This window comes from Geodermatophilus pulveris, assembly GCF_900188375.1.
In the GTDB taxonomy this organism is placed as follows: domain Bacteria; phylum Actinomycetota; class Actinomycetes; order Mycobacteriales; family Geodermatophilaceae; genus Geodermatophilus; species Geodermatophilus pulveris.
The window spans coordinates 191,727-204,734 of the sequence record NZ_FZOO01000007.1; the positions used below are offsets into that span (position 1 = coordinate 191,727).

Annotated in this window: 17 protein-coding genes; 8 read left to right on the top strand and 9 right to left on the bottom strand. The window is 76.6% G+C overall.

Features of this window, described 5'->3' with window-relative positions:
- Nucleotides 1-72 precede the first annotated feature (72 nt).
- The gene (locus CHB98_RS15275) at nucleotides 73-336 is read left to right on the top strand and encodes a GlsB/YeaQ/YmgE family stress response membrane protein (RefSeq protein WP_089306447.1); all 264 of its coding nucleotides are present in this window, start codon (nucleotides 73-75) and stop codon (nucleotides 334-336) included.
- A 19-nt stretch (nucleotides 337-355) separates the two neighbouring features.
- On the opposite strand, the gene CHB98_RS15280 is transcribed toward CHB98_RS15275, so the two are convergent.
- Nucleotides 356-1,177 carry a thioesterase family protein gene (locus CHB98_RS15280; RefSeq protein ID WP_089306448.1) on the bottom strand — a complete coding sequence of 274 codons (822 nt, stop codon included), beginning with the start codon at nucleotides 1,175-1,177 and terminating at the stop codon, nucleotides 356-358.
- Nucleotides 1,178-1,204: 27 nt separating this feature from the next.
- On the opposite strand from CHB98_RS15280, the gene CHB98_RS15285 reads away from it, so the two are divergent.
- On the top strand, nucleotides 1,205-2,173 hold the full coding sequence (locus CHB98_RS15285) for an aldo/keto reductase (RefSeq protein ID WP_089306517.1): 969 nt from the start codon (nucleotides 1,205-1,207) through the stop codon (nucleotides 2,171-2,173).
- A gap of 23 nt (nucleotides 2,174-2,196) precedes the next feature.
- Here the strand turns inward: CHB98_RS15285 and thpR are convergent, their stop codons facing one another.
- From thpR to CHB98_RS15310, 5 genes are read right to left on the bottom strand one after another with little or no spacing between them, the layout of a single operon-like run.
- Nucleotides 2,197-2,808 (bottom strand): RNA 2',3'-cyclic phosphodiesterase, encoded by a 612-nt coding sequence (gene thpR / locus CHB98_RS15290; RefSeq protein WP_089306518.1) that lies wholly within the window; start codon nucleotides 2,806-2,808, stop codon nucleotides 2,197-2,199.
- A complete protein-coding gene (locus CHB98_RS15295; protein WP_089306449.1) occupies nucleotides 2,805-3,203 on the bottom strand; it encodes a hypothetical protein in 399 nt (132 codons plus the stop codon). Before CHB98_RS15295 ends, thpR begins: the two co-directional genes overlap by 4 nt.
- Nucleotides 3,204-3,260: 57 nt before the next feature.
- Nucleotides 3,261-4,583 (bottom strand): MFS transporter, encoded by a 1,323-nt coding sequence (locus CHB98_RS15300; protein WP_089306450.1) that lies wholly within the window; start codon nucleotides 4,581-4,583, stop codon nucleotides 3,261-3,263.
- Complete coding sequence (locus tag CHB98_RS15305; protein ID WP_089306451.1) at nucleotides 4,580-5,014, bottom strand: MarR family winged helix-turn-helix transcriptional regulator; 435 nt, start codon at nucleotides 5,012-5,014, stop codon at nucleotides 4,580-4,582. The genes CHB98_RS15300 and CHB98_RS15305 overlap by 4 nt, the downstream gene beginning before the upstream one ends.
- A gap of 59 nt (nucleotides 5,015-5,073) precedes the next feature.
- The gene (locus tag CHB98_RS15310) at nucleotides 5,074-6,618 is read right to left on the bottom strand and encodes an NCS2 family permease (RefSeq protein WP_089306452.1); all 1,545 of its coding nucleotides are present in this window, start codon (nucleotides 6,616-6,618) and stop codon (nucleotides 5,074-5,076) included.
- Between the two features lie 144 nt (nucleotides 6,619-6,762).
- Between CHB98_RS15310 and CHB98_RS15315 the strand changes: the two genes are divergently transcribed.
- A complete protein-coding gene (locus CHB98_RS15315; protein WP_089306453.1) occupies nucleotides 6,763-6,999 on the top strand; it encodes a DUF2530 domain-containing protein in 237 nt (78 codons plus the stop codon).
- Between the two features lie 344 nt (nucleotides 7,000-7,343).
- Here the strand turns inward: CHB98_RS15315 and CHB98_RS15320 are convergent, their stop codons facing one another.
- Nucleotides 7,344-8,138 (bottom strand): DUF3027 domain-containing protein, encoded by a 795-nt coding sequence (locus tag CHB98_RS15320; protein ID WP_245821191.1) that lies wholly within the window; start codon nucleotides 8,136-8,138, stop codon nucleotides 7,344-7,346.
- A gap of 81 nt (nucleotides 8,139-8,219) precedes the next feature.
- Between CHB98_RS15320 and CHB98_RS15325 the strand changes: the two genes are divergently transcribed.
- Both CHB98_RS15325 and CHB98_RS15330 read left to right on the top strand, forming a co-directional pair.
- Nucleotides 8,220-9,740, top strand: a complete 1,521-nt coding sequence (locus CHB98_RS15325; protein ID WP_245821193.1) for an MFS transporter — start codon at nucleotides 8,220-8,222, stop codon at nucleotides 9,738-9,740.
- Between the two features lie 5 nt (nucleotides 9,741-9,745).
- Nucleotides 9,746-10,213: a DUF2771 family protein gene (locus CHB98_RS15330; RefSeq protein WP_245821195.1), complete on the top strand. Its 468-nt coding sequence runs from the start codon at nucleotides 9,746-9,748 to the stop codon at nucleotides 10,211-10,213.
- A gap of 91 nt (nucleotides 10,214-10,304) precedes the next feature.
- On the opposite strand, the gene CHB98_RS23090 is transcribed toward CHB98_RS15330, so the two are convergent.
- Complete coding sequence (locus tag CHB98_RS23090) at nucleotides 10,305-10,700, bottom strand: cold-shock protein (protein ID WP_089306457.1); 396 nt, start codon at nucleotides 10,698-10,700, stop codon at nucleotides 10,305-10,307.
- Nucleotides 10,701-10,870: 170 nt separating this feature from the next.
- On the opposite strand from CHB98_RS23090, the gene CHB98_RS15340 reads away from it, so the two are divergent.
- Nucleotides 10,871-11,230, top strand: a complete 360-nt coding sequence (locus CHB98_RS15340) for a YidH family protein (RefSeq protein WP_089306519.1) — start codon at nucleotides 10,871-10,873, stop codon at nucleotides 11,228-11,230.
- Nucleotides 11,227-11,553, top strand: a complete 327-nt coding sequence (locus tag CHB98_RS15345) for a DUF202 domain-containing protein (RefSeq protein WP_089306458.1) — start codon at nucleotides 11,227-11,229, stop codon at nucleotides 11,551-11,553. The genes CHB98_RS15340 and CHB98_RS15345 overlap by 4 nt, the downstream gene beginning before the upstream one ends.
- Here the strand turns inward: CHB98_RS15345 and CHB98_RS15350 are convergent.
- On the bottom strand, nucleotides 11,540-12,109 hold the full coding sequence (locus CHB98_RS15350) for a nucleotidyltransferase family protein (RefSeq protein ID WP_089306459.1): 570 nt from the start codon (nucleotides 12,107-12,109) through the stop codon (nucleotides 11,540-11,542). The two genes, CHB98_RS15345 and CHB98_RS15350, sit on opposite strands and share 14 nt — an antisense overlap.
- 76 nt (nucleotides 12,110-12,185) lie before the next feature.
- Here CHB98_RS15350 and CHB98_RS15355 point away from each other — a divergent pair, with 76 nt between their 5' ends.
- The gene (locus tag CHB98_RS15355; protein WP_089306460.1) at nucleotides 12,186-12,956 is read left to right on the top strand and encodes an endonuclease/exonuclease/phosphatase family protein; all 771 of its coding nucleotides are present in this window, start codon (nucleotides 12,186-12,188) and stop codon (nucleotides 12,954-12,956) included.
- The last annotated feature ends 52 nt before the right edge of the window (nucleotides 12,957-13,008 follow it).

Consider the following 13,008-nt stretch of genomic DNA (forward strand, 5'->3'; position numbering starts at 1 on the left):
CCTCTGCCACGGATCGCGTCCGGACGTCCCGGGGTAAGCCCCCCTCTCCACCACGCGACAGGAGACAGTGCTGTGATCGGATTCCTCGTGGCCGGGCTCATCATCGGGGCTCTCGCCCGGCTCATCGTCCCCGGCAAGCAGCGCCTGGGGCTGCTGGCCACCCTCGGCCTGGGGCTGGTCGGCTCGCTCATCGGCGGCCTGATCGCCCAGTTCTTCGGCACCGGGAGCATCTGGGAGCTCAACGTCATCGGCTTCGTGCTGGCCGTGGTCGCCGCCGTCATGCTCATCGGGGTGGCCGAGAGCGTCGCCGGGGGCAGCCGCCGCCAGGTCCGCTGACGCCGGGGCGTCGCCGGGCTCAGCGGGGGGCGCGGGCCAGCTGGCGGCTCTGCGCGACCAGCCGGCCGGTGGCGTCCCAGATCCGGTAGTCCTCGTCCAGCCAGCCACCGGCGACCTCGCCGGCGCGGGCCTCGGCCAGGCACCAGCCCGGCGCGGGCAGGGCGCGCACCAGCACCTGCAGCTGCACCGTCGGCACCCAGCCGTACCGGCCGGTCGCCCAGCTGGTCGGCGGCAGGGCGTCGGCGAACAGCAGCAGCGCCAGCGGGTCGGGGTCGCGGCCGTCGGCCAGCCGCAGCCAGCCGCGCACGACCGGCTCGGTCCCCGGCCGGCCGCGCACCCACCCGGAGGTCAGCGGGTCCAGCCGGGTCTGCACGTGGGTGCGCAGCCCCACCTGCCCGCCGCGGTCGGGCGGGGCCACCTCGTCCGGCGCCAGGCAGTCGTCGACCGGGGTGGCCGACGGGCGCGGGACGGCGGACCACTCCGGCGGCGCATCCGTCAGCGTCGCCGTCGTCACCTGCGCGGTCAGCGACGGGCCGGCCGCGCCGGCGAGGACGACCGAGGCGTGCGCCAGCGTGCGCCCCGCCGGGCCGGGGGTGACGGCCAGCGACGCCGGGCCCGGGCCGGTGGCCGCCAGGAAGCCGGCCGACAGCGCGACCGGGTGCGGGTGCGGGCTCACCGCCAGCGCCGCCCGCGCCGCGACGGCGAGCAGGTAGCCGCCGTTGAGCACGCCGCCGCCGACGTCCCAGCCGGGGTCCAGGTCGGCCACCAGCCCGCCGTCCCCGGTGCGGGTCACGGCGGTGGCAGCGTCGAAGGCGGACGTCGTCCCATCGGTCTGCGGCACCCCGGGGAGCCTGCCAGGGTGGGGGCCGTGGAGTACACGCACCTGGGGCGCAGCGGCCTGTCGGTCTCCCGCCTCTGCCTGGGCACGATGAACCTCGGCTGGAAGACCGGGGAGGACGACTCCCACGAGATCATGGACCGGGCGCTGGCCGAGGGCGTCAACTTCTTCGACACCGCCAACGTCTACGGCTTCGAGGCCGGCAAGGGGCGCACCGAGGAGGTCCTCGGCAGCTGGTTCGCCCGGGGCGGGGAACGCCGGGACAAGACGGTGCTGGCCACCAAGGTCTACGGCTCGATGACCGACTGGCCGAACGACACCTTCCTGTCCGCGCGCAACCTGGTGCGCGCCTGCGAGGCCTCGCTGCGCCGGCTGCAGACCGACTGGATCGACCTCTACCAGTTCCACCACGTCGACCTCCGCACGCCGTGGGAGGAGGTCTGGCAGGCCTGCGAGACGCTGGTCGGGCAGGGCAAGGTCCTCTACGTCGGCTCCTCCAACCACGCCGCCTGGCAGATCGTCGCGGCCAACGAGGCGGCCGCGCGCCGGCACTTCACCGGGCTGGTCAGCGAGCAGTCGCACTACAACCTGCTGACCCGGCACGTGGAGCTGGAGGTGCTGCCGGCCGCCCAGCGGTACGGCGTCGGCATCATCCCGTGGAGCCCGCTGGCCCAGGGGCTGCTGGCCGGCGTGCTGGGCGACCAGGCCGGCGACCGCCGCCGCCTGGAGAGCAACCGCGAGCGCATCGAGGCCCACCGCCCGGCGCTGCAGGCCTACGAGGACGCCTGCCGGGAGTGGGGGCTCGCCCCGGCCGACGTCGGGCTGGCCTGGGTGCTGCACCAGCCGGCGGTGACCGCGCCGATCGTCGGCCCGCGCACCATGGAGCAGTTCGAGGGGTCGCTGCGGGCCCTGGACGTGCGTCTGGACGACGCCCAGCTGGCCCGGCTCGACGAGGTCTTCCCGGGCTACCGGCCGGCGCCCATGGAGTACGCCTGGTGAGCGAGGCCGCGGAGGGTGTGCGCTCAGGCCCCGTTCCCTGGGTCGGAACAGGGCATGCGCGCACCCGCTGACGATGCCACCGGCCAGCTCGCCAGCGGCTCGTAGCGGGGCTCGGGGCCCAGGTGGCTCTCCACGAGCTGCACCTCGGTCACCGGCCAGTCCGGCCCGCGGTAGCCGGCCAGCCGGGCGGGCAGGTCGCCGTCCGCCGGCCGGCCCGGCCGCCAGCGGCCGACGGTGAGGTGCGCACGGAACGGCCGGTCCTCCACCGGCAGACCCAACCCGCGGGCGGCGCCGGCCAGCCGGCCGGCCAGGGCGGACACCGCGGCGTCGTCCCCGGCCACCCCCACCCAGAACACCTGCGGACGGCGGCGCGAGCCGAACCGCCCCGCGCCGGCCAGCCGCAGCGCGGCCGGTCCGGTGCCCGCCACGGCGGGCCCCGTCGCGGCGAGCAGCCCCGCCACCCGGTGGGCGGGCACGGCCCCGAGGAACAGCAGCGTCAGGTGCCACCGCGCCGCCGGCGTCCACCGGGGTGCGCCCGGCTCCGCGCGCAGCGGCGCCAGCGCACGGTCCAGGTGCTCGACCACCCCGGCCGGCGGGGTCACCGCGAGGAACAGCCGGCGGCTGCCCGGGGTCAGTCCGGCACCGCCAGGCCGGCGTCGGCGAGGGCGGCCTGCACCCGCAGCCGCTCGACGTCCCGGGCCCGGCCGGGCCGCAGGTCGCCCAGCGCGTGCGGCACCTCCAGCAGCCGCGCGGCCTCGGTGAGCACGTCGTCGTAGGCCGCCTGCAGCCCCAGGCGCCGGGCCATGGGCGCCCCGGCCGGCACGGCGGCGACCTGGCGGCCCAGCCGGCGCAGGTCGGCGGCGACCTGCTCGAGCGGCCGGCCGGCGGGCGCGGCCTCGTGCTCGCGGCGACGGCTCCGCAGCGGCAGCCGCGCCGACCCGAACGCCAGCCGGGCCAGCCAGCCCATGAGCGCCACCGAGCCGACGACGCCGCCGACGATCGCCCCCAGGTGCGCCAGCGCGGTCCCCATGCCGCCTCCACCACGGATCGGGAGTGGTGCACGTCACGGTACGACGCGGCGGGCGGGTCAGCCCGTGCTGTGGCCGCCGGGCGCCTCGGCGGGCGTCCGCGCCGGGGAGACGTGCAGCTGCAGCCGCGGGGGGACGACGCCCGCCTCCACCCGCACCCGCCGCCCGCGCGCCAGCCACGCCGCCGCCGCGCTGCCCGCCAGGACGGCGACGGTCCCGCCGGTGACGAACCCCCAGGGCGCGCCGAAGCGCTCGGAGATCCAGCCGATCAGCGGAGCGCCCACCGGGGTGCCGCCCAGGAAGCAGGTGAAGTACAGCGCCATCACCCGCCCGCGCAGCTGCGGGTCGACGCCGAGCTGCACGAAGCTGTTGTTGGCCACGGCGAACACCAGGCCGGCGGCGCCGGTGGGCACGAGCAGCACGGCGAACGACCAGAACGTGGGCATGAGGCCGCAGGCGATGGACAGCAGCCCGAAGGCGACGGCGGCCAGGACCAGGAAGCGCTGCAGCGGCCGGGCGCTGCGGCGGGCGGACAGGAACGCGCCGGACAGCGAGCCGACCGCGAAGCAGGTGGTGAGCAGGCCGAACGCCTCGGCGCCGAGCCCGAACACCTCGCGGGCCATGAGCGCGATGGTCACCTGGGAGTTGAACGTGAAGGTGCCCAGCACCAGCGCGAGCCCCATCGCCAGCCGCAGGTCCGGCCGGGACCACACGTAGGCCAGGCCCTCGCGCAGCTGGCCGCGGCCGCGGGCGACCGGCGCGGTGGCGTGCAGCTCCTCCGGCCGCATGCACAGCAGCGCCCCGATGGTCACCGCGAAGCTGGCGGCGTTGACGAGGAAGGCCGGGGCGGTGTCGCCGGACGCGGCGCCGATGAGCAGCCCGGCCACGGCGGGGCCGACCAGCCGGGCGCCGTTGAAGATCGTGGAGTTGAGGCTGACGGCGTTGACCAGCAGGTCCGGCCCGACGAGCTCGGCCACGAAGGCCTGGCGCACCGGGGCGTCGACGGCGGACACCGAGCCGAGGGCGGCGGCGAGCACGAAGACGTGCCACAGCGCGATGCCGTCGGATGCCACCAGCACCCCGAGCAGCAGGGCGAGCAGCCCCATGAGCGTCTGGGTGGCCACCAGCATGCGGCGCTTGGGGTAGCGGTCGGCGAGCACCCCGCCGTAGAGGCTGAGCACCAGCGTGGGGGCGAACTGCAGGGCGGTGACCACCCCGAGGGCCACGCCGTTGTCGCCGGACAGCTGCAGGACCAGCCAGTCCTGGCCGATCCGCTGCATCCAGGTGCCGGTGAGGCTGACCAGGTTCGACGCCGCGTAGAACCGGTAGTTGCGCACGCGCAGCGACCGGAACGACCCGGAACGGTCGGCGGGCCGGCTCACCCACTCGCCAGCTCGTCCAGGATGACCGCCGCCTCGCGCAGGACCGCCCGTTCCTCGGCGGTCAGCGCCGCGAGCACGTCGGTGAGCCAGGCCTCGCGGGCGCGGGCCTCGGCACCGAGCAGCTCCTCCGCGGCCGGCGTCAGGTCGATGACCACCTGCCGCCCGTCGGTCGGGTGCGGGCTGCGCGTGACCAGGCCCATCCCCTCGAGGGCGACGACGACCCGGGTCATCGACGGCGGCTGGACCCGCTCGTGGCCGGCCAGCTCACCGGGGCTCATCGCGCCGTGCCGCTTGAGCGTGGACAGCGCCGCGAGGTGGGTCAGCGTGACCGAGCTGTCGACGCGCTGGTACCGGAGCCGGCGGGAGAAGCGCATGACGGCCAGCCGCAGGTCGTGGGCGAGCCCCGCGTCGTCCAGCCTCGTCCGGCTCACGGGTCGTCAGCCTAGCTAAGGACCTCCGGCCGGCGTCCCGGGGCTCGTCCCCAGCTCGCTCAGAACAGCTGCTGCAGCGGCTCCAGGGCGAAGTAGACGACGAACACCGCGGCGATGAGCCACATCAGCGGGTGCACCTCGCGCCGCCTGCCGACCGCGGTCCGCAGGAGCACGTAGCTGATGACGCCGGCGCCGATGCCGTTGGTGATCGAGTAGGTGAAGGGCATGAGCGCCAGCGCCAGGAACGCCGGGATGACCAGCGACAGGTCGTCCCACTGGAGGTGGCGGATCTGGCTGATCATCAGCGCGCCGACGACGACCAGCGCCGGGGCCGCCGCCTCCGACGGCACGACGAGCACCAGCGGGCTGAGGAACACCGTCCCGAGGAACAGCACGCCGGTGACGACGCTGGCGAGACCGGTGCGCGCGCCGTCGGCGACCCCGGAGGCGCTCTCGATGTAGGTGGTGTTGGAGGAGACGCTGCCCGCGCCGCCGGCCGCGGCGGCCAGCGAGTCGACCAGCAGCACCGGCTGGGACCGCGGCAGGTTGCGGTCCTCGTCGAGCAGGCCGCCCTCGGCCCCGACGGCGGTGACGGTGCCGACCGTGTCGAAGAAGTCCGCGATCATGATGGAGAAGACGATGAGCAGCGCGGCGATGACGCCGATCCGCTCGAACCCGCCGAACAGCGAGAACTCGCCCAGCAGCGACAGGTCGGGGGCGGCGACGACGTCGTCCGGCACGGCCGGGACCTGCAGCGCCCAGCCGCGCGGGTTGACCTCCTCGCCGTCGACGATCCGCGGGCCGACGTCGGCGACGGCCTCGATGACGATGGCGAGGACGGTGGTGGCGGCGATGCCGATGAGCAGGCCGCCGCGCACCCGGCGGACCACCAGGACGGCCATCAGCAGCAGGCCGACGACGAAGACCAGGATCGGCCAGCCGGCCAGCTGGCCCCCGACGCCGAAGCTGATCAGCGGGTTGCCGGGCCGGATGATCGCGGCGTCGGCCAGCCCGATGACGGTGAGGAAGAAGCCGATGCCCACGGCGATGGCCGTCTTCAGCTGCGGCGGGATGGCCTCGAACACGGCCTTCCGGAAGCCGGTCAGCACCAGCACGGTGATGGCCAGGCCCTCCAGCACGACCAGGCCCATGATCTCCGGCCAGGACAGCTGGGTGGCCGCGAAGACCGCCACGATGGCGTTGATGCCCAGGCCGGTGGCGACCGCGAAGGGGTAGCGGCCGACGACGCCCATGAGGATCGTCATGACGCCGGCGATCAGCGCGGTGGCCGCGGCGATCGCCGAGAACGGCAGCACGGCGCCGGTGACGTCGGCTCCCGGTGTGCCGTCCGGGCCCGGGATGCTGGTCAGGATGATCGGGTTGAGCAGCACGATGTAGGCCATCGTGAAGAACGTGGTCAGCCCGCCGCGCACCTCGCGGGTCGTGGTCGAGCGCCGGGCGCTGATGCCGAAGTAGCGGTCCAGGCCGTTGCTCGGCCGGATCCGCGGGCCCTCGCTGCGGCGTGCGGGCCGCGCCCCGGCGGCGACGTCGGCCGGCGTACCGCCGTCCGTGGTGCCCGTGGACGGGCGGGACTTCTCTGCCATGGCGACTCTCCGGGCGCGCGGCCGGGCGGCGGCGTGGGGCGCGCCGGCCGACCGGTGGGGACTGCGATGAGCGGCGACAGCGTGCCACACACGTGTTCCGGACAGGTCACGGCCGCGCGGGCCCGCAGGTCCTAGGGTCGAGGCGTGCCCCGACCGGCCCGGAAGGCCCCTCCCCCGCTGCAGGTGGACACCGTGCGCGTGGTGCTGGCCGGGACGGCGCTGTGGGCCGTCGCGCTCGTGGTGCTGCTGCTGCTCGGCGACCGGGTGGACCGGGTGTGGACCTGGACCTGCGTGGCGGGCATCGCCCTGACCGGCGTCGGCCTGGGCATCATGCGCCTGCAGGGCCAGATCGGCCGCCGCGACGCCGACGACGACCGGTAGGCGCCCGGCTCACCCGGCCGGCAGCAGCAGCCGCACCGTCGCCACGCCAGCACCCGGGTGACCGCGGTGGGCTCGTCGAGGTCCGCGACACCGCCGAGCTCGAACGCGCCGTCCGGCGGCTGCGGGCGCTGCCCACCGTCGCCCGGACGGAGAGCGCGGTGGTCCTCCCCCGGCTCATCGACCGCTCGCGGGTCTGAGGGCCCGGCTCACCGGGGGCGGCTGCTGGCCGCGGTGCGGGGTCCGCGCGAGCGGGGGGCCGGAGGCCCCCCGAGCGGGGACGGGGGTCGGGGGCTCAGCGGCGGCTGGTGCGCACCTGCCGCGGTGCGGTCCGGAGGACCGCCGTGTCACAGCACGTCGAAGGTGCCCGTGTCGTAGCGGGCGGAGTGCACGACCTCGGTCGCGTCGTCGGGGGCGAGGGTCGCCTGGCTGTGCGCGCCGCAGCCGTAGTCGATGGCGACCACGCGCCCGTCGGCGGGGGCGTAGACGTTGCCGCAGGCGCCGAACGCGTGCCGCAGTGAGCCGGCCAGGGGCAGGAAGAAGCCGCAGGTGCCGCACGGCCCCGGTGCCTGGCGGGCCATCGCCGAGCGGGGACCGAACTCGCCGGCGTCCCAGCGGGCCGCGGCCTCCGCCCGCCCCTCGCGGGACATGACCCGCTCCCGGCCGAGGCCGATCTCGCGGGCGACGACCGAGCCCTCGGGGTCGTCGGCGGAGTCGTCGTCGGTGGCGTAGCCCGGCACCAGCCGGGGGTCGTCCTCGGTGGAGGGCAGCACGTCGCCGACCGACAGGTCGCCGGGGCGCAGCCGCTCGTGCCAGGGCACCCAGGCCGGCGCGAGCAGGGCCTGCTCCCCGGGGAGCAGCACGACCTCGTCGACGGTCGCCTGCTCCTCGCCGGGCACCCGGGCGAGGGTGACCGCCCAGTACCAGCCGACGTAGCCCGGCAGCCGGCTGGCGAAGGAGTGGGTGACCACCTCGCCGAGGTCCGCCGTCGACGGCGTCTCGGGGACGGCGCCGAGGTGCTCGCCCACCAGGTCGGGGGACCCGGCGGTGCCGACCGCCGCGGCCCGCGCCCGCTCGACGTCGGTACCGGGTGCGTCGCTCCCCGCGCCGGCGGGGTCGGTTGAGTCGGCCACGGACCCCATCCTCCCTGACGCACCCCGAGCGGCCACGGGCGCGGGGCTGCGCGCCGCGTCCTCCCAGGTCGGTGCGGCACCATGGGGTGCGTGTCGTCCTCCCCGCCCGGCGCCCGGCGCCCGCCACTGCGCCGGCGGGCGGGGTCGCCGGGGGCGGACACCACACCCCTCGACGCGGGCCGGCCGGCCACCCGGCCGCTGCCGGCGACCGGTCCGGACGCCGGGGACGGTGGGGTCACCCCGCCGACCGTCCCGCTGCCGCGGAAGCCGACCGTCACCCGGGTCGCGGCGGCCCGCACCCGCGAGCTGACCGGGGCCGCCGTCCGCCGGGTGCAGACCGCCAGCCGGGCCGACGGCGCCGGGCACAGCGGGCTGGCCCAGCTGCTGTGGGTCAACGCCCTGCACATGGCCGGCGACGCCATGGTCGCCGTCTCGCTGGCCGGCACGCTGTTCTTCGCCGCGACCACCGACGCGCAGCGCGGCAACGTCGCGCTCTACCTGCTGGTCACGATGGCGCCGTTCGCGGTCGTCGCCCCGGTGATCGGGCCGCTGCTCGACCGGCTGCAGCGCGGCCGCCGGTGGGCGATGGCGGTCAGCCAGCTGGGGCGGGCCGCCCTGGCGCTGGTCATGGCCGCGCACTTCGACGACTGGTGGCTGTACCCGGCGGCCCTCGGCGTGCTGGTGCTGTCCAAGGCGCACAACGTGCTGCGGGCGGCGGTCATCCCCCGCGTGCTCCCCGGCGCCATGTCGCTGACCTCGGCCAACGCGCGGACGTCGGTGTTCGGCCTGCTGACCGCCGGCGTCTTCGGGGCGGTCGGCGCCGGGCTGGCGTGGGGGGTGGGGTTCACCTGGCTGCTGTGGGCCACCGCCGTCGTCTTCGCCGTCGGCGCGGTGCTGGCGGTGCGGCTGCCGCGCCACGTCGACGTCCCCACCGGCGAGCTGCCCGCCGACGTGCTGTCGACCGCGCCCCAGCCGGTGGCGACCGGGCGCGGGCGCCGGGCGGTCAACCCGCGGGTGGTCGTGGCGCTGCGGGCCAACGCCGCGCTGCGGGGGCTCGGCGGGTTCCTCACGATCTTCTCCGCGTTCCTGGTGCAGGCCACCGTCGAGGGCGGCTGGCAGGGCACCCTCGCGCTGGGCGCGGTCGCGGGCGCGGCCGGCCTGGGCAGCGTGCTGGGCACGGCGGTCGGCTCGCGGCTGCACCGCGCCGACCCCGACCGGGTGGTGCTCTGGTCGGCCGGCGCCGCCGCGGCGGTCACGGTGGCCGCCGCGGTGTTCTACAGCTTCGCGATGGCCGCGCTGGTGGCCGGCGTCGCGGCCGTGGCCAACGCGCTGGGCAAGGTGGCCCTCGACGCGATCATCCAGCGCGAGGTGCCCGAGCGCCTGAGGGCCTCGGCGTTCGCCCGCTCGGAGACGGTGCTGCAGCTGTCCTGGGTCGTCGGCGGTGCGCTCGGCATCGCGCTGCCCCCGACCGGGTGGCTCGGCTTCACCGTCGCCGCTGCGCTGCTGGTGCTCGCCGTCGCCCTGGTGCTGGTGCGCCCGCGCCGCCGGCCGGTCCCGCCGCCGGCGGACGCCCCCGAGACCCCGACCGACCCGCTGGGCCGGCTGGCGTGAGGCGGGTGGTCCTCCCGGTCGCGGTCCTGCTGGTCGCCGGGTGCGGGTCCGAGCCGTCCGGGCCGCAGGACGTCCTGGTGGAGGCGGGGCCGCAGGAGGTGCGGGTGCCGCCCAGCCAGGAGTGCATCGACGGGGAGCTGCAGCGCTTCTCGGGCCGCCCGCCGCTCGTGGAGGTCTCCCCCGACACGACGATCCGGCTGACCGTGCCCGACTCGGTGGCCGAGCAGGGCTGGGGCGTGCAGGTCTACGACGACCAGCTGCAGCAGCGGCTCGGCATCGTCGACGTCGAGAGGGGCCAGGCCGTGCTGGAGGAGATCGACACCTCCGACGTCGTCCCGGCCGCGTTCTACCTGGTGGTCGTGGAGGACACCGGGGAGGCGTGCGAGGGCCTCAGCGGCGCCTGGCCGGTCGGCTTCCTCCGCGCCGGCGGCGACCAGACCGGCCCCGCGACCGAGGCGCCCCCCGTCCCATAGCGGCGGGAACCGCTCCGGGCGACGTGCTGGAGCGGCCACCGTCCAGGGACCCGCGCCGAGCCTGCGAGGCGTGGGGGGAACGGTGGTCCTGTCAGTGCTCCAGGTCGGTGGCGACCGCGCGCAGCACGGAGGCGACCTTGCGGGCCACCGGCCGGTCGGGGTGCCGGCCGCGGCGCAGCCCCTCGCCGACGTCGTCGAGCAGCTTGATGAGGTCCTCGATGATCGGGACCAGCTCGTCGGGCTTCTTGCGGGTGGCCGCCGCGTGCGCCGCCGTCACCGACGGCAGCGGGTCGAGCACGCGCACCTGCAGGGCCTGGTCGCCGCGGCGGCCCGCGACGATGCCGAACTCCACCCGCTGGCCGGGCTTGAGCTCGCTGGTGCCGGTGGGTAGGGCGTCCTTGTGCACGAAGACGTCCGGGCCGTCCTCGCGCGAGAGGAAGCCGAACCCCTTCTCCGGGTTGAACCACTTGACTCTGCCGGTGGGCACGCTGATCCCTCGGTCGTCGGACGGCGGCCCCGGCACCTGGCCGGGAGGGCGGGTGCGGCACGGGTGCCGCAGGCCTCAGGTTAGTCGCCGGGCCCGTGCCGCCCACCAGCATTCCCGCGGGCCCGGCCCGCCACGTCCCGGCCGGCGCGCCGCCGACCTAGCCTGTGCCGGTGCCGCCCGCCGACCAGCCGCCCGGCCACCCCGACTACCGCTTCACGCTGGCCAACGAGCGGACCCTGCTGGCCTGGCTGCGGACCGGGCTGGCCCTGGTCGCCGGCGGCGTCGCGGTGGCGGAGTTCGCCCCCGACCTGGGGGCCCGCTGGGGCAGCACGGCGGTGTCCGCGGCGCTGGTGCTCACCGGGCTGGTCTCGGCCGTGGGCGGGTACCTGCGGTGGCGCGACAACGAGCGGGCGATCGCCGCCGACCGCCCGCTGCCGCCGAGCCGGGTCGTGCCGGCGGTGGTCGCCGCGGTCGTCGGCGTGCTGCTGGTCGTGGCCGTGCTGGTCGCGGTGGAGGTGCTGCGCCGGTGAGCGGGCCGGCGTGGCGGGAGACCCAGCCGGAGCGCACCGACCTGTCCTGGCAGCGCACCGGGCTGGGCGTGCTGGCGGTGGCCGGCCTGATGTCGCGCGCCGCGGTGCACGGCGGGGCGCCGGTGCGCCTGGCGGCGGCCGGGGCGGCCGCCCTGCTCGGGCTGCTCGTGCTGGGCGGGCTGGCGCCGCTGCGCGCGCGGGCGGTGCAGCGGGCGGTCGAGCGCGGGGCCGCGGTGGCGGCGCCCCGGGTGGTGCTGCTGCTCACCGCCGTCGTCGTCGCCGTGGCCGGTGCGGCCCTCGTCTCGGTGCTCAGCCCGCCCTGACCGGCCCCGGCACGATGCCGAGCCGGTCGAGCAGCACGAGGAACACGACGGCGAAGTCGTTGCCCGCCACCGCGTCGCGCACCGTCGCCCAGTCGACCTGCTCGCGCAGCGCGCGGGCCACCGGCAGCACCCGCGCGTAGTCGCAGTAGTGCTCGTCGAGGGCCATGAGCTTGGTGACGACGATGTCGGTCGCCTGCAGCACCGGCATGTGCACCGAGAGCACCGGCAGCTCCTCGGCCCGGTCGATGAGGTCGGCCTCCACCGGGACGCCGCAGGTGCGCCACAGGACGTCGACGACCGAGGCTCCCTGCACGACCTTGGTCAGCCAGTCCTCGGGCGGGTCCAGGACCTGCAGCCCCGCCTCGGCCAGCACCTTGGCCGCCCGCTCGGCCTCCGCGGCCGGGACGAGGAAGTCCGCGTCGTGGTCGGGCTCCGGCGCACCGCGGACGTAGGCCGCGTAGCCGCCGCACAGGGCGAAGGGCACGTCACCCTGTTTGAGCGCGACGGCGACGCGCTTGAGCAGGTCTCGGATCTCGTCGCGGTCGTCGGGCTGCACGCGGTCCCTGCTACCCGGGGGGCGCCGGCCGGAACGCGGCGGTGTGGACGGCGGTGCGCGGGGCACAGCAGGCTGCGTGCGGATCGCGACCTTCAACATCCTCCACGGGCGCTCGCCGGTCGACGGCCGGGTGGACGTCGAGCGCCTGGCCGCCGCGGTGAAGACGCTCGACGCCGACGTCCTCGGCCTGCAGGAGGTCGACCGCGACCAGCCCCGGTCGATGAACGCCGACCTCACCGCGGTCGCCGCGCAGGCGATGGGCGCCGTGGACTCGCAGTTCGTCGCGGCGCTCGCGGGCACCCCCGGCGGCACCTGGATGGCGGCGACCGGCGACGAGCAGCCGGGCTCGGCCAGCTACGGCATCGCGCTGCTGTCCCGGTACCCGGTGGTGTCCTGGCGGGTGGTGCGGCTGCCGGCGCTGCGCAGCCGGGTGCCGGTGTGGTTCCGCGGCGCCCGGCGTCCGAAGCTGGTCGGTGACGAGCCGCGGGTGGCCCTCGCCGCCGTCCTGGACGGTCCGGCGGGGCAGTTCACCGTCTGCAACACCCACCTGTCCTTCCTGCCCGGGTGGAACGCGCTGCAGCTGTCCCGGCTGGTCCGCTCGCTGGCCGGCACCCGCGAGCCGCTGGTGCTCATGGGCGACCTGAACACCGGCACCCGGCAGGCGGTGCGGGTCAGCGGTCTGCGGTCCCTGGCGCCGGAGGCGACACCGACCTTCCCGGTGGACGCACCGACCCGGCAGCTGGACCACGTGCTGGCCCGCGGGCCGGTCACCGCGAGCGGGCCGGCCGAGGCGGTCCGGCTGCCGCTGTCGGACCACCGCGCCCTCGTCGTCCCCGTCGCGGTCTGACCGCCGGCGACTCCTGCACCGCGCGCGGCTTCGCCCCGATGCGGGCGCATGG

What these genes read in the sequence shown, in the direction of transcription:
- CHB98_RS15310 (WP_089306452.1), bottom strand. Translation starts at nt 6,618, where the DNA reads ATGGCAGAGAAGTCCCGCCCGTCCACGGGCACCACGGACGGCGGTACG.
- CHB98_RS15295 (WP_089306449.1), bottom strand. Translation starts at nt 3,203, where the DNA reads ATGGGGACCGCGCTGGCGCACCTGGGGGCGATCGTCGGCGGCGTCGTC.
- CHB98_RS15320 (WP_245821191.1), bottom strand. Translation starts at nt 8,138, where the DNA reads ATGGGGTCCGTGGCCGACTCAACCGACCCCGCCGGCGCGGGGAGCGAC.